The sequence below is a fragment of the Micromonospora sp. NPDC005298 genome (assembly GCF_040607375.1).
Classification (GTDB): domain Bacteria; phylum Actinomycetota; class Actinomycetes; order Mycobacteriales; family Micromonosporaceae; genus Micromonospora.
The window spans coordinates 42,182-63,498 of sequence record NZ_JBEXGP010000007.1 but is presented as its reverse complement, the minus strand read 5'-3'; the positions used below and the strand labels follow the sequence as shown (position 1 = coordinate 63,498).

The following is a 21,317-nucleotide window of genomic DNA, read 5'->3' as shown; positions in this document are numbered from 1 at the left end:
TCTCGGGCGGGACACGCCGGGCCGCCTGTTGGCGGTGGGGCAGTGTGCGACGTTGACTCCCTGGGCGGCCCCGGTGCGCTGCGGGGACCGCCGGGAGTCGCACGCGTGCGAGAGATCGCGCGGGTGTGCGTGGTGACGTGCGGCCCCCCGCTGCGAGCGCTCGTTGTCGCTCGGCTCCACAACCGACAGCCGGGCCGACTCCCCTTGCCGGCCTGACCTTGATCTCTTGAGCGTACGCGCGGGCGAAGAAGAATCTTCAAAATGCTTTGATGCTCCGTCGTGATCTTGGAATATTCAGCGCCTGAACGGTCCCCTTCAGTGGGTGAGGGCTCCCGCGCATATCTGACGGGGCGCTCGGGAAGGGGGATGACTATGGACTTCGGACATGCGCCGGCGGCGAATGTGACGTGGTGTGCTGGCGGGGTGTTCGCGGTGCTCAGCCTCGTTATTCGGGGGCAAGCCGGCTTGCCGGCGCGGCAGCACCTCAAAGCCGGACCGGTGGTGTAAGCGGCAGGTTCGGCGGCGCTGGTGTGTCACGGCCTGCGGGTCTATGGCTAGCGTTGGCCATGTCGCGCGCTTCGGCGGTGGTTCGGGCGTGTCGGTGGCGTCCTGGTGGCGGTGGTCGTTGCGATCCGCGCCCAGCTCGCCGACGCAGCGCGTCTCGGCTCGTGCCGTCTTCCGCAGGAATGGCTTCGGGGTGGCGTGTTTCCGTGGGCTGGGCTCACCGATTCGGGTCCTGACGCCTGGTCGCTGCGCTGCTTCGTCTCCGGTGTTCCGTGTGCTCTGTTTCCTCTGGGGCGGGGCGGGGGACCGGCCGAAGGCCGCAGCCCCCGACCCCGCCCGCCCCTCTCCTCTTCCCTCTCTCGCGGGACCGGCTTTGCCGATCCCGCTTCTTGACCAAGTAGGGAAACTCGTACGCACCTCGACTCTCCGGGGTGTTGACCTTGCTCGCCTTGCGTCCTGGTCGTCCTGGCCCTGACCGCCTGGGGCCTCGGTACGCGGGCGTCTGCGCCGGTCCCCGCTTGCCCGTCCGCTCGTGGCCCGCTGGCGGCGAGCTGTCTGGCTTCCGCTCGTCTGGTCGCGTCGGGCTAGGGGTCGCCCGCACCGGGCTACCGGGTGTGGTCGCTCCAGTCGGCTTGCGCCTGTCTCAACGCGTCGTCCATGCCTGCGGAGGCGTCTCGGCTTCGTCTGTCCTAAATGGAGGTTTGTCATGTCGCAGTGCGCCTGTGGCTCTCTCGTCGCGTCGATCCGGCTGTGCCTCGTGCTGCCGGCCGTGCGGAGTCGCGGCCCGCCCCGGTTGGCCTGGCTTCGCTGCCCCTGTCCCGACTACCACATGACCTGCACGACCTAGCCAACCTTTCTGTCTTTGGAGCTTGTTGTGAACAGCATTCCTGTTGATCTTTCCCGTTTGTCCGGCCTGCTGTGCGTGGCTGCGCCGGAACACAAAACTGACTTCGATGGCGTGACCCGTAAGGATCGTGACGGTAATGCCCTATGGGTAACGGGGGTTGCGGTGCGCCGGGCCGGTACCCGTAAGGCGTCGGTGATCGACGTTCAGACGTCCGCCGAGCCGGAAGGCGTGACGGAGGGCAGCCCGGTCGGCTTGACCGAGCTGGACGTGTCGCTGTGGGAGATCGAGGGCCGGCACGGCCTGTCCTACAAGGCCGCGTCCGTCTACCCGGTTCGTCCTCGCACTGAGGGTGGTGCCGGTCCGGCTCCGGTGCCGACTGCGCCTCAGCGTGAGCGTGGCGGTAAGGCGGCTTCCTCATGAGCGCCGCCGACCTGATTCACGGATGCGGCGACGACCGGCCCGGCGCGAGCGAGCTGGACGTAATCCGGCTCATGGCCTCCGGCGTCGCTGATCTGGCCGACGCGATCGAGTCCGCGCCTCCGGCCGAGCGGCCCCGCCTCGTCGCGGAGTTGGCCGGCTACCTCGGTGAGACGGCGGCGCGCTGCCGGTGGTTGGCGTCCGTCCTGGCGCACGGCCTGGACTTGGCCGGCACGTACGCCGACGAGTCCGACTACGCGACCGAGCATCCGATGATTCGAAGGGGGGCCGACTGATGCCGCAGGCATCGGCACCACCGCCGACGCCTGCGCCGTCTCCGTCGATGACCCCGTGGATTCCCGACTTCGCGCCGAGGATCCCCGGGCTCACGATGGAACGGCTCCAGGCGTGGCTACCGACGATCATCACCGTTGCCGTGGTCCTGGTGGCCGTCGTCGTCGTGCTGGTCGTGGCCTCGCGGCTGCTGCGCCGGGTTGCACCCCGGACGCATTGGTATCTGCTCGGGTTCCCGCTGCTGCGGCTGCGGATGCGCCACTCGTGGCGGCATCTGTGTCTCAACGCGGACTTGACCGGCACCGACCGGCCGACCACCGGGCAGCTCGGGCCGCTGTTGGTGAAGGGCAGGCCGATCATGCCGGTGCTGCCGCTGCTGACCCGTATCCGTCCTCGCTCGTTCGGGGCTACGGCGGTGATCCTGCTGCACCCTGGGCAGGTCCCGGAGCCGTTCGTCAACGCCGCTGAGGCAATGGCGCACGCCTGGCAGGTCCACGCGGTGCGGGTCGACGCGAGGCTACGCGGCCGAGTCCGACTGACCATCCTTACCGCCGACCCCCTCACCACACACAAAACGGAGGCGGCCTGGACGATCGAGCCGCCACCGAAGCCGGCCGCGGTGACCTCCCACCCCTGGGACGCGATCACCAAACCGGTTACTGCGGCGGTGGCGGTGCCTGCGGACCTGGCGGCCGAGGTGGGCCACCGGGAAGACGGACAGCGGTGGGTGATCGACCTTGCCACGTTCCCGCACTGGCTCATAACCGGGGCCACACAGTCAGGTAAGTCGACGCTTATCAACGCTGCGGTAGCCCGGTGGGCGTCGCGTCCAGTCGCGCTGGTCGGCATCGACTGCAAAGGCGGCATGGAGTTGGCCCCACACGCGCCCCGGCTCTCGGCCCTAGCTACTGACCGGGCGGAGGCGGCGGACATCCTGGCCGAACTCGTCGCGGAGACGCAACGGCGGATGCGGCTGTGCCGCCGGCACGGGACACGCAACATCTGGCAACTGCCCGAACCTGTGCGGCCGGTGCCGGTGATCGTGGTCGTCGACGAATTGGCCGAGCTGTACCTAGTCGCCTCACGGGCGGACAAGGACGAAGCGCTTCGGGCGACGACGCACCTTCTCCGCCTGGCGCAGCTCGGCGCGGCGTTGGGCGTGCACGTGATCGTGGCCGGGCAACGGGTCGGCTCCGACCTCGGCCCCGGCGTGACCGCGCTACGCGCCCAGCTCGCCGGGCGGATCTGCCTTCAGGTCAACGACCCGGAAACCGCCGACATGACGCTAGGCGACCTCTACCCCGATGCGGTCGAGGCGGCCCAACAGATCGACCCGGCGGTCAAGGGCGTTGCGGTCACCACCGCCGAGCACTCCGGGTGGATACGCGCCCGGTCGGTGCACCTGCCACCGGAACACCTGGCCGCCGTGATCGCCGGCACGGCACACCTGGCGCCGGTCCTGCCCGGCCTCACTCCACCGGAGTGAATCACCGGCCAATCCGAAGGGAGCAGCCATGCAACCACGACCAGCCTGCCCCGCCGTGCCACCACCCGGTGACGGCGGCCCACTGAGCGACCGGCCAACCAGCGTCGGCCACCTCGACCCAAGGAGCAGAGGACCACCATGCCCACTCCCGCCCTCGGCGGGCCTGATGCTGGCCTGTCGTTCACCGACCGCGAAATCCTGACCACCGCTACGCATCCCGACTTTCGAGCCTGGTTGGCGCGCATCCGCCACATCGGCGGTTGTCAACACCCGGTGCATCTCGTCGGCCACACCCTGACCGTGGACACCAGCACCGGCCGTCTCGTGCGTGTCTTCACCTCGGCGGAGCAGCCTCACGGACGGCTCACCATCGCCTGCGGGAACCGTCGCCAATCCCGCTGCGAACCCTGCGCCCGGCTGCACCAGGGCGACACCTATCAACTCGTCGTCTCGGGGCTCGCTGGCGGCAAGGGCGTCCCCGACACCGTACGGAGTCACCCGCGTGTGTTCGTCACGTTCACCGCGCCCAGCTTCGGCCCCGTCCACCGTCACAAGGCCGACGGCCCTTGCCGACCGCCCCGCCGCCGTCGTGGCCTCGTCTGTACCCACGGTCGGCCCCTGTGGTGCCTCGACCGGCACCCATCGGACGACCCGCTCACCGGGTCACCGATCTGCGGCGACTGCTACGACTACCCGGCCGCCGTGCTGTGGAACGCCCACACCCGCGACCTGTGGCAACGCCTGCACCGCAACCTCTACGAAGCCCTCGCCACCACACGCGGGATCTCCCGCACCGCCGCCCGCAACACCGTCCGCGTCGGCTACGCCAAAGTCGCCGAGTACCAACGGCGGGGCTCCGTCCACTTCCACGCCGTCATGCGCTTCGACGGCCCCACCATCGACACCCCACCCCCGGCCTGGGCAACCCTGGCACTGCTGGTCCAAACCATCCGAACCGCAACCCGCCGCGTCCATCTGGCAGTGCCCGACCTGGACACCATCCTGCGCTTCGGCACGCAGCTCGACATCCGGCCCATCCTTCCCGGCAACGGCAGCGACGGCGATCTCAACGAACGCGCCGTGGCCTCCTACATCGCCAAGTACGTCACCAAGCCTGATGTCGCCGGCATCACCGTGGACCGGCCCATCCGCGACGCCATCACCATCGCAGTCCTGCCCGTGACCGACCACGCCCGCGCCCTCATCCGCACCTGTTGGACCCTCGGCGGTCGACCAGAAAACAAGGCACTGAACCTGCGGCGCTGGGCACACCAACTCGGCTACCGAGGCCACATCGCCAGCAAAAGCCGCGCCTACTCCACCACCTACACCGCACTCCGCGCCGCCCGGGAAGAACACCGCCGCGACCAAGCCGACGAGCTAGTACCCGACGACCCGGACGCCATCACCGACAAGCAATGGACCTACACCGGCAACGGCCACACCGCCGGCCAAGCTATGTTCGCCGACGCCATCGCCGACGACCTCCGGACCGCCCGAGAAGCGGGACGCGATGGGGGCTCGGGGGGTGAGCGTGAGGGGCAATGAAACATTCTCGTGCGTACAACGCTGCCTGGTGGCCGTATGTTGGCTTTGCTGTGCGGCCGGGGCGCGGTCTGAAACATCGGGTCAGCGGGTTGCGCACTAAGCGCCGTTACCGTCCTTGGGCTTGAAAGCCAAGGGCCACGACAACCAATAGCACACCTACCAAGACGCCCAACAAAAAGCGGCCTCGCTTGGGCTGGGGGGCGACGCGACTAGCTGCCATAGCGAGATTTTCGGATGCGCCAAGAATGTTCGAAATGCTGCCGTCAAAGTTCCCGTATTCGAGCACGACGCCAGACAACGCAGTAATCTCTTGGGCGGCGGTACGCATCTCGGCAGTGATCCCGCGCATCTCACTGGCAATCTCCTGGAGCTTATGCGGGAGATTTTCGAGATCTGCGGCAGCTCCAGAGACGGTTGAGGCAACTTCCATATTTATGTTCCGCGATGAGGCCATGAGCATATCGGCTACGTCGAAGTTGATGCTACGGCTGGCTGCCCAAAGGGCCTCCGCAACGTCAGCATTGATGTTATGCGCCGCCGCACTCAGTGCCATGGCTGTGTCAGGCGATATCACGCCGTCTCGCAGCGCCCGCGTTAGCAGCACGCCGAGTTTGGGCGCGTCGTGCGAAATCTTGTCCAACACGGCTTTTGTCTTGCTGTCCACCATCTCGATACGGCCATAATTGTGGCCATTGACGATGGAGCCCGAACCGGACACAGTCTGGCTCGACGGCGTCTCCCACTCCTGGTTGGAAGCGACCATCAGAGCACCGTGCCGGAGGCGGGACTGATGCTCCCATAGTTGTTTCCATTGATAATGTTACCCGAACCCGAATTGCTTTGTCTCTGGATAACGTACCGTTGAGAGTTGCGCTGTGGCAGCATTCTTGCAATTTCGTGGGTAAGGCCAGGATCAGCCGTCATCGCTTTACGAATCTGCAATTGCAGGGCGACTGCGCTTCCCTCTTCTCCTGCTGCAATGTCGGTCACAGCCCCCTCGATTACCTGTCGGGACTGCTCTCTGCGTAGGAGTCGGTTTAGCACTTGGTGGCCGATGCTAACTGTAACGTCCGAAGCCCCGTCGATCACAGCGTTGCGTACCTTGTCTAAAGTGCTGATGCCATAAGCTGCTACGGCAGCGGTCACGTAAGGCATCGCGGAAGCGGCGGTCTCTGCAACATCGACATCCATCCAGCATGGATACAGCAAATTGCCGTGCATGAGAAGCAGCCATGCGACCGCAGTTTGTCGATTGTCGGATTCCCGACCGCTTGAAGAGCTGGCACTCGCAGGTTCTCGCCTGATGTCACCGGCCATCACCGTGGGCCGGCCCATCCGCGACACGTTCACCATCTCGGTGCTCCTGTCTCGCCGGCCAGGCAATGTTCGCCGACGCCATCGCCGATGACCTCCAAGCCGCCCGCGATGCCATCCACAACGACGCCCAAATGAGCGTCGACACCCTTCAGGAGACACACGATGAGCACCAATGACCACCTTTGGACCATCGAAGCCGTTCGTGCACTCGGATTGACGACAGACGTGGAGACCGCCGGAGCGATCCTCGGTATCGGACGCAGCAAGGCGTACGCGCTCGCCAAGCGCGGGAAATTTCCCGTGCGGGTGCTCCGCGTCGGACGTAACTACGTCGTGCCGGTGCCGGCGATCTTGGAACTACTCGGAGTCGCTGCCGTCACTTGACGGCGCTGCCCACTGCGGGACGTGCCGTCCGGATAGCACGTCATCGACCAGCAGCGCGACGATGCCGGCGGGGGACAGGTCGGGGCGCATCCGGACGAGGGTGTCTACCTCGCTGCGGGAAAGTCTGATCTTTACCTGCTGATCGCGCTTCTCCTCGCCGGGAAGCGCCGGCAGTCCTTGAGCAGCCTCAACCACCCGGCGTCGTCGCATAGCTGGCCTTCCATCAACCATCATTAGAAGTGGTACCTTAATAGGTACCACTTCCCTCGCACTCCAAGGAGGAATCTTGCGAGGCTCAGTATTTCGTCGGTGTGCCTGCCGAGATCCAGAGACAGGCAAGCAGTACGGGCAATCCTGCCCGAAGATCAACCAGCGTCGGCACGGCACCTGGGGTTTACGGCAGGAGCTACCGCCAAGCACTGGCGGCGAACGCCGCACGTTCCGCCGCTCCGGCTACTCCTCCTCGATGAAGGCGCAAACGGACCTGGACACGCTGCGTTCTCTCCTGGCTGTGCCCGACGTTGACGACCTGGAAGGCCGTCAACGTATGGGGGATCTGTTGGAGCAGGCAGCGGCCAGGCGTGAGCCGTTGCCCGATCTGGAGGAGACGCGCCGCAAGTTCAAGAGCGGCCATTCCTTGACTGTTCGAATCACGGTCGGTGATTGGCTCGACACCTGGCTTGCTGGTCGGAAGATCCGTCGTAGCACGATCGACCGCTACGGGCGTGACATTCGACTGCACCTCAAGCCGGCCATTGGTGCCGTCCGGCTCGATCGGCTGCGCGTGTCACACCTCACGGAGATGTTCAACGCGATCGTTGAACGAAACATCGAGATCGAGGAGGCCAACGCCCTACGTCGGGCGGCGATCGAGGAGTTGAAACCCCTCAGAGGGCGCGAGCGTCGCCGCTTCGCGCGCAACGCTATCGCTGGGATGCCAGCATTCCGCCGCTCGGTCGGCCCGACTACCCGGAAACACATCCGCGCGACGCTCCGGGCGGCTCTCAACGACGCGATCGGGCAAGAACTGATCACGTTCAATCCGGCCGCTCATGTTGAACTCGATCCGGTCCGACGGCCTCGGGCTCGGCTGTGGACGAAAGAGCGCGTTGAGCAGTGGAAGATCACTGGTGAGCGACCGTCCCCCGTCATGGTCTGGACCCCTGCCCAGACCGGGGCGTTCCTTGACGCGATCATGAAGGACGAGCTGTACGCCCTCTTCCACCTGATCGCCTATCGAGGGCTGCGCCGGGGTGAGGCATGCGGTCTGCGGCCCGAAGACCTGGATCTCAAGGGTCGGTCGCTCACCGTGGCTACTCAACTCGTGGACATCTGTGGGGAGATCGAGGAGAGCGAGCCCAAAAGTGAGGCGGGCAACCGGGTTGTCGCGCTCGACGTCGACACCGTTGGTGTCATCAAGCGGGACATCAAGCGGCAGCGGAAAGCCCGCGAGGAAGCTGGTTCGACCTGGGTCGACAGCGGCCGTCTCTTCACCCGGCCTGACGGGCAGTGGGTCGAGCCGACGTGGCTGTCTGACTACTTCGACCGGCTGGTGAGGCGAGTCGGTCTTCCTCCGATCCGCCTGCATGACCTGCGTCATGGTGCGGCCACGATGGCGCTGAGGGCTGGTGCCGACAAGAAGGTGGTTCAGGAGTTGCTAGGCCACTCGTCCTACTCGCTGACGGCGGACACTTACACGTCCGTCCTGCCGGAACTTGCCATGGAAGCCGCCGAGGCCACGGCACGTCTCGTGCCTCGGCGGTCCACCAAGGGCACCGCCGGGCTCACCTCGGGCTCACACGGGGACAAGAAATCGAAGAGTAGCAATAAGAAAGATCGCAAGAAGGGCAAGAAGCAGCAGGTCAAGCCTGCTTCTTGATGGTGCGCCCGGTAGGGTTCGAACCTACGACCTTGGGATTAGAAGTCCCCTGCTCTATCCGCTGAGCTACGGGCGCGCGGCGTGGATGTCGCGCCAGAAGGGTACCGCCAACCCACCGCGCGTCGGGCCAACGGGTGGCCGCGTCCACATTGCCGAGCAGGGTCTCACGGGGGCGGGGCGGCGGGCATCCGGGTTCCCGCTGGCCGGCCGGGCGCCGGACCGTACCCTCGGCTGGTGCTGCTGGATCCGGACGCCGAGAGCGGCGTCGCCTACGAGCTGTGCCAGGTCGTCGGCCGTGCCATTCTTCCGTACCGTACGTCGGCGGGCTTCGGCACCGCGTTCTTCTTCCGCAGCGGCGACGACCCGGTGGGGGAGGCGCTGGTGACGGCTGTCGACCTGGTCGGTTTCGGGGACGGTGAGCTGGGCCTGCGGGGGAGCGTCACCGAGCCGGACGGGGTCGCCCCCGACGCGCTCTCCGACGCAGAGATAGTGCCCGCTTGGTCCCGCTACCCGGGCGACGGGGTGGCGGTGTTGCCGACCGCCGGGCTGCACCGGTCCGCCGGCGACGGCGGCTGGCGGTGGCGGGTGCAGCCGGTGCCGGCCGCGATCGCCGCCGGGCCCGAGGTCGTCGCGCGCCTCGGCGTCGACGCCAGTTCCGCCTTCGTGCTGGCCCATGGGGTACGCGAGGACGGGTCGCGCCCGCTGGAGGTCGCGATCGAACGGGTGGTCCGTGACGGGGACGACGTGCGGATCACCGACGAGCTGCCACCGGGGTACGTCGGTGCGCCCGTCTTCGTCGTGCAGGTCGACGACACCGGTGAGGTGTCGCTGTACTGCCTGGGCCTGGTCCTGCCCGGCGTCGACGGTCACCGGGTGGCGACCTTCGACCGGATCGGCGCGGTCCTGCCGGCTACGCCCGGCGACGCCTGAGCCGGCCGCTCAGCCGTTGGGCGTCGCCAGACCCGCCGGGTCGTCCGTCGGCTGCCGGCTTGCCGGGACGGGAGTCCCACCGGTGTCGGCCGATGCGGTCGGGCCGGCCGCCAGGAACGCCTCGGCCCAGCGGCCCACCTCGTCGAACACCTTCTTCCGTACGACCGGGCCGGAGAGCGTGAGGTCGTGCAGCCCGCCGTCGAAGCGGGCCAGGGTGACGTGGCGGCCGAGGCGGGGCGCGTAGCGGACCATGTGCTCGACGTCCAGCACGGCGTCGGCGAGGGTCGCGTTGTCGTGCCACTTCGTGCCCCGGAACGAGCGGGTCGAGCAGGCCAGCAGCACCGGCACCTGGATGTCCAGCCCGGCGCGCAGCCGGCGTTGACCGGTCCGGATCGCGTTCAGCCAGCCGGCCCGCACGGGGAACCCGGCCAGCGGCTTCCATGCCAGGTCGTAGGTCCACTCGCCGCGGTGGTCGGCGTGCAGGCTCTCGCCGTACACCGTGCCCAGTCCGAACGGCAGGATGCGGTGCGGCGCCCTGCGGCCCAGGCGGGAGACGGCGGCCGCGAGGGGTCGGCGCACCGCCCAGGGGGCGTTGATGTCGAAGAAGGGGCTGTTGAGGACCAGGCCGTCGACGGTGCCGGAGTCGCGGCGGGCGTCCGCCCAGAGCGAGATGATCAGGCCGCCGGTGGAGTGGCCCATCGCCAGCAGGGTGTCGTGCCCGTCGTCGGAGCGGATGATCTCGGCGGCGGCGTCCAGCTCCGGGAAGTAGTCGCTGATGTCGCGGCAGAAGTTCGGGGTCTGGCCGGGGAGCAGACTGCGACCGTATTTGCGCAGGTCGAGGGCGTAGAAATCCCAGCCCCGTTCGGCGAAGAAGTCGGCCAGGTGGGTCTGGAAGAAGTAGTCGACGAAGCCGTGCACGTAGAGCACGGCCCGTCCGGTGGGGCGCTCGGCCCGCCGCCGGACCAGGGTCGCGACGACAGGCCCCTCGTCGTCGGTGCCCAGGTCGATCGTCTGCCGCTCGTACGGCGGCCCCAACACGTCCGGTTCCACGAAGGCGACGCTACGCCGCCGAGCTACCCGGCGGTAGCCCCGCCCCGGTCCCCGCCCATCCCCCCGCGATCTTGCAGTCCCTGTCGTGACGAAAGCCCAGTCCGAACTGCAAGATCGCGGGGGTTGGCGGCGTGGGTCAGGCCGTTTCCGCGTCGGCGCGGGGCTCGTCGCCGTCGACCTCAGCCTGCGGCGGCGGGACCTCGCGCAGGTGCTTGTTGTGCCGGGGCTCCTGACGGGTCTTCGCGTCGTTGAGCTTGCGGCGCAGGTCGTCGCGGACGTCGTTGAGGGCGGCGTGCAGATCCTCCTCGGCGGAGGTCGTGACGATCTTCTGCCGGCCGGCGATCCAGCACTCCAGGGTGACCTTCTGCCCCCGGGCCTCGCGGTCCTTCACCGACACCTCAAGCTCGGTGGCGTCGGCGTGGAAACCGGCCAGCCGGGCGTCGAGGGTGGCGAACTGCTCGGCGATCCAGTTGCGGTCGCCCTGCGAGAACCCGGCACCCACCCGCAGGCACTCAGCCACGGTGGCCGGGTTCGCCACGGCGCTCATCGCTGCGCCTCGGTAGCGGGTGCGGAGCCGATGGTGGTGATCATCATGGCGCTGACCTCTCGTCGACGTGGAGCTGTCGGTGGTGCGTTGATCATGTCCTTACCCAGTTGGGTCCGCCCCGGAAACCGTCGACGGCGCGTCGGCCCTACCACACCGGGGCGTGATCAGGGCGTTGTCCACAGGTAGCCCCGTCGTCCACAGGTCTGGAGATCGTGCTGGTCACGCCGACCGTCAAAGCCCAGGCTCGGTGGCGAGTCGACTCGCGCTGGCAGGCCCCCGATCCCCCTGGAGGGACGATGTTCGACACGTACGTCACGATCGTCGGCAATGTGCTGACCACGCCCGAGTGGCGCCGTACCACCCAGAGCAACACCCTGGTGGCCAACTTCAAGGTCGCCTCCACCGCCCGCCGCCTCGACCGCGACAGCGGTCGCTGGGTCGACGGCAACTCCCTTCGCGTACGCGTCAACTGCTGGCGCAAGCTCGCCGAGGGTGTGGCCGCCTCCGTGATGGTCGGCGACCCGGTGGTGGTCTGCGGCCGGCTCTACACCCGCGACTGGACCGACGACGCCGGCAACCACCGCACGCTCTACGAGTTGGAGGCGGTCGCCGTCGGCCACGACCTGTCCCGTGGTCGAGCCCGTTTCCTGCGTAACCGCCCGAGCATGACCACCAGCACCGTCGAGGACGCGGAGACCGAGAGCCGCGTGCACGGAGAGTCCACCGAGCCGGTGCCCGCTGGCCAGGCCCCCGTGCTCCCCGACGACCGGCCGCTGGACGACGACTTCGAGCTGTCCGACTTCGGGGCCTCCCGTACCGGCCGGGCCGGTGCCGACGGGGCCGACGGCGGCTCGTTCGGCGGTGAAGGGTCCGACGGCGGCTCGTTCGAGGGCGGCTCGTTCGGCGGTGGTTCGTTCGAGGGCGGGTCGTTCGGCGGTGGATCGTTCGGCGGTGACGGCCCGGAAGGGCGGGCCGCAGACCCGGCCGGGCTCGACGATGACGAGTTGGCCGCCCCGCCCGACGAGCCGACCGACGACTCGGACGACGAGCTGACCCCGGTGCCGGACGAGGACGGGCCGCAGGCCGCACCGACCGGTCGGCGGCGACGCGGCCGGGTTCCGCAGCCAGCGTGACCGATCGGTGCGGTTGACGTCGCTCCGGGCGGCGGCCCGGTTGGCTGACGTCGCTCCGGGCGGTCGGTTGGCTGACGCCGCTCCGAGCGGCGAGGTCGGTTGACTGAGGGTCGCTCCGGGCGGCGGGCTGGGCGGGCTGACATCGGTGGCGGTGCTCCGGCTCTGCGGCACGACGGGGGCGGGGTGGCGACGCGGCCGGCGTCGTCACCCCGCGTGACGCCGTCCAGCCGCCGTCCAGCCCGCCGTGTGCCGGTCGACAGGCAGCGGCCGGGCCGGCGGCACGCGCGGCGGCACCGGCTGGCGCGCCGGAGACTCGTCTAGGCTGGCCGGCCGGAGGTGGTGCGCGTGCGACGGACAGCGCCGGTGGCGAACGCGGTGGGTCTGCTGGCCGGGTACGCGCTCGACAGGCTCGTCGGCGACCCGCGCCGGTGGCATCCGGTGGCCGGGTTCGGGCAGGTCGCCGGCGCGCTGGAGCGCCGCCTCTACCGGCCGGACCGGACGGCGGGGACGGCGTTCACCGCGCTGGCCGTGGGCGGACCGGTGGTGCTCGGGGCCGTCGCCGCGGCAGCCACCCGGCACCGGCCGGTGAGCCGGGCGGTGCTCATGGCGGCTGGCACCTGGACTGTGCTGGGCGGTCGCACGTTGCGGCACGAGGCGACGGTCATGGGTCGTACGCTGCGTGACGGCGATCTGCCCGCCGCGCGGCTGCGCCTCGGTCACCTCTGCGGCCGCGACCCGTCGACGCTCGACGAGCCGGAGTTGGCGCGCGCCACCGTCGAGTCGGTCGCCGAGAACACCTCCGACGCGGTCGTCGCCCCCCTGTTCTGGGGTGCGGTCGCTGGCCTACCCGGTCTGCTGGGTTACCGGGCGGCCAACACCCTCGACGCGATGGTCGGGCACCGGTCGGCGCGTTACGCACGCTTCGGCACTCCGGCCGCTCGGCTGGACGACGTGCTCAACCTGGCACCGTCCCGGCTCACCGGGCTGCTCACGGTCGCCGTCGCGCCGGTGGCGAACGGCGACCGCGAGCGGGCCTGGCGGGTGTGGCGGCGTGACCGCAACGACCACCCCAGCCCCAACGCCGGGCAGTGCGAGGCGGCGATGGCCGGCGCGCTCGGTGTTCGTCTCGGCGGTCGCAACGTCTACTTCAGCCGCGCGGAGGTGCGTCCCTATCTCGGCGACGGCCCCCGTCCGGAGGCACGGCACCTGAAGCGGGCCGCCAAGATCTCGGGGGCGGTCGGTCTGGCCGCGCTGGGCCTGGCCGCCGCCTACCCGGTGACCGTCGGCCCCCTGGTCAACGCCGTGATCCGCCGTGGGCTCGGTGCCGTCGGGCGGGGGAGCGGGCGGTGAGCGGTGGGCTGCTCGTGGCCGGCACGACGTCCGACGCCGGAAAGAGCGTCCTCACAGCCGGCATCTGCCGTTGGCTGCACCGCCGGGGCGTACGGGTGGCGCCGTTCAAGGCGCAGAACATGTCGAACAACTCGGCGGTCGTCGTCGGGCCGGACGGGCGGGGCGGCGAGATCGGGCGCGCGCAGGCCATGCAGGCGGCCGCCTGCGGGATCGCCCCCGACCTGCGGTTCAACCCGGTGCTGCTCAAGCCGGGCAGTGACCTCGCCAGTCAGGTCGTGCTGCTCGGCGAGGCGGTCGACACGATGACGGCCGGCACGTTCCGGCAGTTGCGCCCCCGGCTCGCCGAGACCGCGTACGCGGCGTTGGCCGAGCTGCGCGCCACGTACGACGTGGTCATCTGCGAGGGCGCCGGCAGTCCCGCGGAGATCAACCTGCGGGCCGGTGACTACGTCAACATGGGGCTGGCCCGGCACGCCAACCTGCCCACCATCGTGGTCGGCGACATCGACCGGGGCGGCGTCTTCGCTTCGATGTTCGGCACGGTGGCGCTGCTCGACCCCGAAGACCAGGCGCTGATCGCCGGATTCGTGATCAACAAGTTCCGTGGGGACCTCGGCCTGCTCCAACCCGGGCTGGACATGCTGCGCCACGTCACCGGCCGCCCCACGTACGGGGTGGTGCCGTGGGCGCTCGACCTGTGGCTCGACGCGGAGGACTCGCTCGCCTACGGGCGGGTCCTCGGCCGGCCGGCCGCCCCGTGCGGCACGCAGTGGCTGGACGTGGCCGTCGTCCGGCTGCCCCGGATCAGCAACGCCACCGACGTGGAGGCGCTTGCCACCGAGCCGGGTGTCCGCGTACGCCTCACCGTCGAACCAGCCGACCTGGCCGCCGCCGACCTCGTCGTCCTGCCCGGCTCCAAGTCCACCGTGGCCGACCTCGCCTGGCTGCGCGAGACCGGCCTGGCCGACGCGGTCGCCGCGCACGTGGCCGCCGGTAAGCCTCTGCTCGGCCTGTGCGGCGGCTTCCAGATGCTCGGCCGCGCCATCCACGACCCGGTGGAGAGCCGGCAGGGCAGCGTGCCGGGGCTCGGAATGCTGCCCATCGAGATCACCTTCGATCCGCGCAAGACCGTCCGGCAGTCGGTGGGCACCGCCCACGGTGGCGTCCCGGTGCGCGGCTACGAGATCCACCACGGGTACGTCTCGCGGGCCGATCCCACCCTGACCCCGTTGCTGACCGGCGCCGACGGCGTCGGTGAAGGAGCCGTGCTCGGGCCGGTGCACGGCACGCACTGGCACGGGGCGTTCGAGTCCGACGCGTTCCGCCGCTGGTTCCTCACCGAGGTGGCCCGGCTGGCCCGACGCACCGGGTTCCAGGTCGCGCCGGACACGAGTTTCGCCGCGGCCCGGGAACGCTCACTCGACCTGCTCGGCGACCTGGTCGAGGAGCACCTCGACACCGACGCCCTCTGGCGCCTCGTCGAGTCCGGCCCCCCACCGGGCCTCCCGTTCATCCCGCCCGGCGCTCCACCCTCATCCGCCGTCGACCGTGACGTGGTGGTGCCCGACAAACGCCGCCAGGCACCCACTACAACTCGACGATCGACGGGGTGTGGGTCAGGGGCGGATGTCGGCGGGGCGGTCGGTGGTGGGTAGGCCCGCGGCCAGCCAGGCGTCGACGCCGCCGATCATGTCGGTGGCCCGGCGCAGGCCGAGGGTCTGGAGGCTGGCGGCGGCCAGGCTGGAGCTGTAGCCCTGCCGGCACACCAGCACGATCTCCCGGTCGTAGCCGGTGGCCTCGGGGATGCGCCAGGCGCTGGCCGGGTCGAGGCGCCACTCCAGCACGGTCCGGTCGATGACGACCGCTCCGGGCAGGTCGCCCTGTTCGCGGCGCTGCGTCTCGGTGCGGGTGTCGACCAGCAGGGCCCCGCCCCGGACCGCCTCGACGGTCTGTTGCGGAGTCAGTCGGTGCAGCCCGGCTCGGGCCTGTTCGAGCAGGGCGTCGATACCGGGGCTCATCACGTCTCGGAGCACCACCCGATGATGCCGATCGGGACGCCACCCCGGACGGCGAACGGGCCGGCCGTCACCCGCCGCCGCCCCAATTCCCCCGGACGTGACGGGCGGCCGACCAGGACTGTCAACCGGACGTGTCACGGCGGGCCGGGCCGACGCCGGAGCGACATGTCGGTACGCCGTCAGCAGGGACACCGCCAGCTCGGCGATCTGGAGTAGATCACCTGGCCGCGGGTGGCGACGGCATACTTCGACCGTGGACGAACCCGCCAGGCGCCGGCCGCTCACCGGAGACGCCGACCATCCCGCCCAGCGGCGGCCGGAACCGGCGAGGCCCCGCTGACCCGCCGAGGCGAGGACGCGCTGACCCGTCCGGACGAGCACACCGCGGGAGTCGCCGACGGGTCGGAGCTGGACGAGCTGACCACCGGCGGCGGGACCGGGCGGCTGCCCGTGGCAGTCGTCGAGGCGTACGCCGATTTGGCGCGTCGGGTGCTCGCGGGCCCGGCGCGGTTGGGGCGGACCCGGCTGGTGGCGGTGGACGGGCCGAGCGGCGCGGGCAAGAGCCGGTTCGCCGCGCGCCTCGCGGAGGCCCTGGCGGCGCTGCCCGGCGGGCGACCTGAGGTGGTGCACACCGACGACCTGCTCGACGGTTGGGGCGATCAGCTCACCTTCTGGTCCCGGCTGGACGAGGGGGTGCTGTCCCCGCTGCGGGAGGGTCGGGCCGGTGCCTACCGTCGCTACAGCTGGGTGCGGAGGGGCTTCCTGCCCCGGCCGGTGTCGGTGCCGGTGACGCCGGTGCTGGTGCTGGAGGGTGTCAGTGCCGCCCGCGCGGTCGTCCGGCCGGAGGTGACGCTTGCGGTGTTCGTGACGGCGCCCGCGTCGTTGCGGCTGGCGCGGGCGGTCGAGCGGGACGGCCCGGAGATCCTGCCCGAGTTGCGCCGGTGGCACGTCGGGGAGCGGGCGCACTTCGCCGCCGACGACACCGCCGCCCGAACCGACCTGGTGGTCGACGGGGCGCCGACGCTGCCGCTGGACGGGGACCGGTACTACGTGCGGGTCCGCTGAGCGGGCATGGACGTGGGTCACCGGCTGGGGCACGATCCGAGGAGTCACGGCGAACGGGGAGCCCACCATGACGGCAGCGGACGCGCCAGCGCGGCGTCGGATCACCCTCACCGGCATCAGTTCACGGGCCTGGGAGCATCCGGCCGACCGGGGTGCCCTCGTCGCGTTGCGTGAGCTGCGCGGGTTCGACGACGTGGTGCGCGCGTTCTTCGGGATGTGGAACGAGCGGGGTTTCCGGTTGTCCGTGCTGGCGTCCGGCATCCGGGTCGACCACCGGCAGTATCCGGCGGTGTGGCAGCGCTACACCGAGGCGGCGGCCGCGCTCGACGTGGCGGAGCTGCCCGAGGTGTACGTGACGCAGTCGCCGTGGCTGGGCGCCGAGGCGGTCGGGCTGGACCGGCCGTTCATCGTGGTGAACTCCGCCTGTGTGCAGCAGCTCGACGAGGACGAGCTGCGCTGCCTGCTCGGCCACGAGTTGGGGCACGTGGGCAGTGGGCACGCCGTCTACAAGACCATGCTCATGATCCTCACCAGGTGGGCGGCGAACCTGAGTTGGCTGCCGGTGGGCGCGTTCGCGCTGCGGGCGATCATCGCGGCGATGCTGGAGTGGTGGCGCAAGGCGGAACTCTCCGCCGACCGGGCCGGTCTGCTCGCCGGGCAGGACCCGGCCGCCGCGCTGCGGCTGCTGATGAAACTCGCCGGTGGCGGTGACCTGTCCCAGATCGACACGACCGCGTTCCTGGAGCAGGCGGCCGAGTACGCCGGTGGCGGCGACCTGCGCGACAGCCTGCACAAGATCCGGATGACGGCGTGGAGCACCCACCCGGCGCCTGTGGCGCGGGCGGCGCAGCTGCGGCAGTGGATCGACTCCGGGGCGTACGGGCGGGTGCTGTCCGGGGACTATCCGCGCCGCGAGGACGACTCCTCGACGAGCGTCTCGGAGGAGATCAAGGCCGCCGCCGAGTCGTACCGGGATGAGTTCAGCAGGTCCACCGACCCGCTCGTCGGTCTGCTGCGCCGCCTCGGCGACGGTGCCAGTGACGTCGGCGAGTGGGTGGGTGGCACCGCCGGCCGGGCACGTTCCTGGATGGATGCCGCCACCGAGGCCGCCGCCCGTGCGCAGCGCGCCGGCCGGACCGCCCCCGGCGCGCGGACGGGTACCGGCCCGGCGGGCGGCGACGGTACCGGCTCCGCCGACACGCCCCGGTAAGGCCGGCATACGATTCCGGTCATGACCTCACCGATCATGTCCGAGTCCGAGGTGCGGGCCGCCGTCGAGCGGGAGATGCCCGGCGTACGGGCCGACCTGGAACGACTCGTCCGCATCCCCGGCATCGCCTTCGAGGGCTTCGACCACTCGCACGTGGAACGGTCCGCCGAGGCGGTCGCCGAACTGCTGCGCGGCTGCGGCCTGGACGTCCAGATCGCGCGGTCCGGCGGCCAGCCCGCCGTGATCGGGCGTCGGGCCGCCCCGCCCGGTGCGCCCACCGTGCTGCTCTACGCCCACCACGACGTGCAGCCGGTCGGTGACCGGTCGCTGTGGGAGTCCGACCCGTTCGAGCCGGTGGAGCGGGACGGCCGGCTGTACGCCCGGGGCGCGGCCGACGACAAGGCCGGCATCATGGCGCACATCGCGGCGCTGCGGGCGTACGGGGATGCGCTGCCGGTCGGTGTGGTGCTCTTCATCGAGGGTGAGGAGGAGTACGGCTCGGACTCGCTGGAGCGGCTGCTCGCCGAGCACCGCGACGAGATCGCCTCGGATGTCATCGTGATCGCCGACTCCGGCAACTGGGACATCGGCGTACCGGCGCTGACCACCTCGCTGCGCGGCATCGTGAACTGCTTCGTCGAGGTGCGCACGCTGGACCACGCCGTGCACAGCGGCATGTTCGGCGGCGCCGTGCCGGACGCGCTCACCGCGCTGGTCCGGCTGCTGGCGACGCTGCACGACGACGCCGGTGACGTGGCCGTGGACGGGTTGGTCGGCCGGGAGGGCGCCACCGTCGACTACCCGGAGGACCGGTTCCGGGCCGAGGCGGGGCTGGCCGACGGTGTGCAGTTCATCGGCACCGGCCGGATCACCGACCGGCTGTGGACCAAGCCGGCGCTGGCCATCCTCGGTGTCGACGCGCCGTCCACCGGCGAGGCGCCGAACGCCCTGGTCCCGGCCGCGAAGGCGAAGCTCAGCATCCGGCTCGCCCCGGGCGACGACCCCAAGCGGGCGTACGCGGCGGTGCGCGCACACCTGGAGCGGCACGCGCCGTGGGGCGCGCAGGTGACTGTCAGCTTCGAGCACGACGGCGACGCGTGTGTGATCGACGCGTCCGGGCCGATGTTCGACGCCGCCCGCTCGGCGTTCCGTGCGGCGTGGGACGGCACCGACCCGGTGGACATCGGGGTAGGCGGCTCGATCCCGTTCATCGCCACGTTCCAGGAGATGTTCCCGAAGGCGGCGATCCTGGTGACGGGTGTGGAGGATCCGCACGCCCGCGCGCACGGGCCGAACGAGAGCCTGCACCTGGGGGAGTTCGCCCGGGTCTGTCTCGCCGAGGCGCTGCTGCTGGGCAGGGTGGCCGCAGCCGCCGCCTGAGAACGGCGAGTTCGCGTCTGATCTGCCTGTTTGCGGCGTGTCGCCGCTGGGATTGCTATAGGCTTTCGAACATGAGTACGAACGAGGTGATGGCCCGGTTGGGGGCCGCCGTCAGCGCGCTGGGGGACGTCGACGTCTCCGCGTGGTCCGAGGACACGCTCAACGAACAGCTCGGTGATCTCTCCGCCGCCCTGGTCGCCCTCGACTCGGTGCTCGCCCGGGTCGCGGGCGAGGTCCGCGCGCGGGGGCTGCGCATCGAGGAGCCCGTCTCCGCCTGATCCCGCCGCCTCCCGTGAGGGGGCGGCGCCCACGCCGACACCGCCCGGGCACGGCAATGCCCGGGCGGTGTCGGAGGCGACTGGCAGGATGGGCGTCGTGCGGTTCCTCGATCTGGCAGCCACCTCCGCCGCCGTCACCGCCACCAGCGGCCGTCGGGCCAAGGTGGAGCTGCTGGCGGACGCGCTGCGCCGGCTCGACCCGGCCGAGGTAGAGCCTGGTGCCGGCTACCTCGCCGGCGAGCTACGCCAGCGGCAGACCGGGGTGGGCTACGCGAGTCTGCGTGACCTGCCACCGCCGGCTGCCGAGGCGACGTTGACGGTGGCCGCCGTCGACGCGGCCATGGAGCAGCTCGCCGCGGTGCGGGGCGCCGGTTCACAGGGTCGGCGGCGGGCACTGCTCGGTGCCCTCTACGCGGCGGCGACCGCCGACGAGCAGCGCCTGCTCACGGCGTTGTTCGGTGGCGAGCTGCGGCAGGGTGCCCAGGCCGGGCTGCTCGCCGACGCGGTGGCCCGCGCCGCCGACGTGCCGGTGGCGATGGTGCGTCGTGCTCTGCTGCTCGCCGGTGACCTGCGGGCGGTGGCGGTGGCCGCGCTCTCCGGTGGCGCCGCCGAGCTGGCCGGGTTCGGTCTTCGGGTCGGTCGGCCGCTGGCGCCGATGCTCGCGCAGAGCGCCCCCTCGGTCGATGAGGCGCTCGCCGCGACGGGCACGCCCGCGATGGTCGACGTGAAGCTCGACGGCATCCGCATCCAGGTGCACCGGTCCGGTGCCGACATCGCCGTGTTCACCCGCAGCCTCGACGAGATCACCACCCGGGTGCCCGAGGTGGTCGCCGCGGTCCGCGCCATGCCCGGCCGGGAGCTGGTGCTCGACGGCGAGGCGATCGGCCTGGACGAGTCCGGCCGCCCGTTGCCGTTCCAGCAGACCTCCAGCCAGGCCGCCCGACGCACCACGCCCAGCACCACCGGGCGCACCCCGGTCGCCCCGGCGGTGCTCGCGGCCGCCGCCAGCACCGGCGCGAGCGTGCTCACCCCGTACTTCTTCGACCTGCTGCACCTCGACGGGCAGGATCTGATCGACCTGCCCGGCCGGGAGCGGTGGGCCGCGCTCGCCGGCGCGGTCGACGCGTCACTGCTGGTGGGGCGGGTCGAGGTGGATGGCCCGGAGCAGGCCGGCGCCGCGTACGCCGCCGCGGTCGACGCCGGCCAGGAGGGCGTGGTGGTCAAGGACCCGGACGCCCCCTACGACGCCGGCCGCCGGGGCGCCGCCTGGGTCAAGGTCAAGCCCCGGCACACCCTCGACCTGGTGGTGCTCGCCGTCGAATGGGGCAGCGGCCGACGCAAGGGCTGGCTGTCCAACCTTCACCTGGGTGCCCGCGACCCGCGTACCGGCGACTTCGTGATGCTCGGCAAGACGTTCAAAGGGCTCACCGACGAGCTGCTGCGCTGGCAGACCGAGCGATTCCTCGACCTCGCCGTGGAGCGCGGCGACTGGGTGGTCCGGGTGCGGCCCGAGCAGGTGGTGGAGATCGCCTTCGACGGGGTGCAGACGAGTTCGCGTTATCCGGGTGGGATGGCGCTGCGGTTCGCCCGCGTCCTGCGGTACCGCGACGACAAGTCCGCCGCCGAGGCGGACACCATCGACGCGGTCCGCGCGATCCACGCCGGCCGGGTGAGCTGACC

At 70.6% G+C, this 21,317-nt stretch carries 20 protein-coding genes and 1 tRNA gene; 15 read left to right on the top strand and 6 right to left on the bottom strand.

Annotated features, from left to right (window positions below; translation table 11 throughout):
• The first annotated feature begins 1,378 nt into the window (after positions 1-1,378).
• The 4 genes from ABZS77_RS14550 to ABZS77_RS14535 all read left to right on the top strand — a co-directional run bounded on the left by ABZS77_RS14550 (position 1,379) and on the right by ABZS77_RS14535 (position 5,096).
• The gene (locus tag ABZS77_RS14550; RefSeq protein WP_354822542.1) at positions 1,379-1,771 is read left to right on the top strand and encodes a hypothetical protein; all 393 of its coding nucleotides are present in this window, start codon (positions 1,379-1,381) and stop codon (positions 1,769-1,771) included.
• A complete protein-coding gene (locus ABZS77_RS14545) occupies positions 1,768-2,064 on the top strand; it encodes a hypothetical protein (RefSeq protein ID WP_354822540.1) in 297 nt (98 codons plus the stop codon). Before ABZS77_RS14550 ends, ABZS77_RS14545 begins: the two co-directional genes overlap by 4 nt.
• Positions 2,065-2,111: 47 nt before the next feature.
• Entirely contained in the window at positions 2,112-3,548 is a 1,437-nt protein-coding gene (locus ABZS77_RS14540) for an FtsK/SpoIIIE domain-containing protein (protein WP_354822538.1), read from the top strand.
• A 138-nt stretch (positions 3,549-3,686) separates the two neighbouring features.
• Positions 3,687-5,096 carry a replication initiator gene (locus ABZS77_RS14535; protein WP_354822536.1) on the top strand — a complete coding sequence of 470 codons (1,410 nt, stop codon included), beginning with the start codon at positions 3,687-3,689 and terminating at the stop codon, positions 5,094-5,096.
• A 106-nt stretch (positions 5,097-5,202) separates the two neighbouring features.
• Here ABZS77_RS14535 and ABZS77_RS14530 read toward each other — a convergent pair whose 3' ends face one another.
• Positions 5,203-5,859 (bottom strand): hypothetical protein, encoded by a 657-nt coding sequence (locus tag ABZS77_RS14530; RefSeq protein ID WP_354822534.1) that lies wholly within the window; start codon positions 5,857-5,859, stop codon positions 5,203-5,205.
• Entirely contained in the window at positions 5,859-6,449 is a 591-nt protein-coding gene (locus ABZS77_RS14525; protein WP_354822532.1) for a hypothetical protein, read from the bottom strand. The genes ABZS77_RS14530 and ABZS77_RS14525 overlap by 1 nt, the downstream gene beginning before the upstream one ends.
• A gap of 126 nt (positions 6,450-6,575) precedes the next feature.
• On the opposite strand from ABZS77_RS14525, the gene ABZS77_RS14520 reads away from it, so the two are divergent.
• A complete protein-coding gene (locus tag ABZS77_RS14520; RefSeq protein WP_354822530.1) occupies positions 6,576-6,797 on the top strand; it encodes a DNA-binding protein in 222 nt (73 codons plus the stop codon).
• Between the two features lie 466 nt (positions 6,798-7,263).
• Positions 7,264-8,676 carry a tyrosine-type recombinase/integrase gene (locus ABZS77_RS14515; protein WP_354822528.1) on the top strand — a complete coding sequence of 471 codons (1,413 nt, stop codon included), beginning with the start codon at positions 7,264-7,266 and terminating at the stop codon, positions 8,674-8,676.
• Here ABZS77_RS14515 and ABZS77_RS14510 read toward each other — a convergent pair.
• Positions 8,677-8,752 (bottom strand) — tRNA-Arg (locus ABZS77_RS14510).
• Positions 8,753-8,910: 158 nt separating this feature from the next.
• Here ABZS77_RS14510 and ABZS77_RS14505 point away from each other — a divergent pair.
• On the top strand, positions 8,911-9,606 hold the full coding sequence (locus ABZS77_RS14505) for a hypothetical protein (RefSeq protein ID WP_354822526.1): 696 nt from the start codon (positions 8,911-8,913) through the stop codon (positions 9,604-9,606).
• A 9-nt stretch (positions 9,607-9,615) separates the two neighbouring features.
• Here the strand turns inward: ABZS77_RS14505 and ABZS77_RS14500 are convergent, their stop codons facing one another.
• Complete coding sequence (locus tag ABZS77_RS14500; protein ID WP_354822524.1) at positions 9,616-10,656, bottom strand: alpha/beta hydrolase; 1,041 nt, start codon at positions 10,654-10,656, stop codon at positions 9,616-9,618.
• A 136-nt stretch (positions 10,657-10,792) separates the two neighbouring features.
• Positions 10,793-11,203, bottom strand: a complete 411-nt coding sequence (locus ABZS77_RS14495) for an HPF/RaiA family ribosome-associated protein (RefSeq protein WP_354822522.1) — start codon at positions 11,201-11,203, stop codon at positions 10,793-10,795.
• A 296-nt stretch (positions 11,204-11,499) separates the two neighbouring features.
• Between ABZS77_RS14495 and ABZS77_RS14490 the strand changes: the two genes are divergently transcribed.
• From ABZS77_RS14490 to ABZS77_RS14480, 3 genes are all read left to right on the top strand, one after another.
• Complete coding sequence (locus ABZS77_RS14490) at positions 11,500-12,336, top strand: single-stranded DNA-binding protein (RefSeq protein ID WP_354822520.1); 837 nt, start codon at positions 11,500-11,502, stop codon at positions 12,334-12,336.
• A 345-nt stretch (positions 12,337-12,681) separates the two neighbouring features.
• Positions 12,682-13,686 carry a cobalamin biosynthesis protein gene (locus ABZS77_RS14485; protein WP_354822518.1) on the top strand — a complete coding sequence of 335 codons (1,005 nt, stop codon included), beginning with the start codon at positions 12,682-12,684 and terminating at the stop codon, positions 13,684-13,686.
• Positions 13,683-15,341: a cobyric acid synthase gene (locus tag ABZS77_RS14480; RefSeq protein WP_354822516.1), complete on the top strand. Its 1,659-nt coding sequence runs from the start codon at positions 13,683-13,685 to the stop codon at positions 15,339-15,341. The genes ABZS77_RS14485 and ABZS77_RS14480 overlap by 4 nt, the downstream gene beginning before the upstream one ends.
• Here ABZS77_RS14480 and ABZS77_RS14475 read toward each other — a convergent pair.
• Positions 15,303-15,704, bottom strand: a complete 402-nt coding sequence (locus ABZS77_RS14475; protein ID WP_203178995.1) for a rhodanese-like domain-containing protein — start codon at positions 15,702-15,704, stop codon at positions 15,303-15,305. The two genes, ABZS77_RS14480 and ABZS77_RS14475, sit on opposite strands and share 39 nt — an antisense overlap.
• A 408-nt stretch (positions 15,705-16,112) precedes the next feature.
• On the opposite strand from ABZS77_RS14475, the gene ABZS77_RS14470 reads away from it, so the two are divergent.
• The 5 genes from ABZS77_RS14470 (at position 16,113) to ABZS77_RS14450 (ending at position 21,315) form a co-directional block, all read left to right on the top strand.
• Positions 16,113-16,769 carry a hypothetical protein gene (locus ABZS77_RS14470; protein ID WP_354822764.1) on the top strand — a complete coding sequence of 219 codons (657 nt, stop codon included), beginning with the start codon at positions 16,113-16,115 and terminating at the stop codon, positions 16,767-16,769.
• Positions 16,770-16,836: 67 nt separating this feature from the next.
• The gene (locus ABZS77_RS14465) at positions 16,837-17,979 is read left to right on the top strand and encodes a M48 family metallopeptidase (RefSeq protein ID WP_354822514.1); all 1,143 of its coding nucleotides are present in this window, start codon (positions 16,837-16,839) and stop codon (positions 17,977-17,979) included.
• 36 nt (positions 17,980-18,015) lie between these two features.
• Entirely contained in the window at positions 18,016-19,359 is a 1,344-nt protein-coding gene (locus ABZS77_RS14460; protein ID WP_354822762.1) for a dipeptidase, read from the top strand.
• Positions 19,360-19,430: 71 nt separating this feature from the next.
• Positions 19,431-19,637 carry a hypothetical protein gene (locus ABZS77_RS14455; protein ID WP_139585616.1) on the top strand — a complete coding sequence of 69 codons (207 nt, stop codon included), beginning with the start codon at positions 19,431-19,433 and terminating at the stop codon, positions 19,635-19,637.
• 88 nt (positions 19,638-19,725) lie between these two features.
• Positions 19,726-21,315 (top strand): ATP-dependent DNA ligase, encoded by a 1,590-nt coding sequence (locus ABZS77_RS14450; protein ID WP_354822512.1) that lies wholly within the window; start codon positions 19,726-19,728, stop codon positions 21,313-21,315.
• Positions 21,316-21,317: the final 2 nt, after the last annotated feature.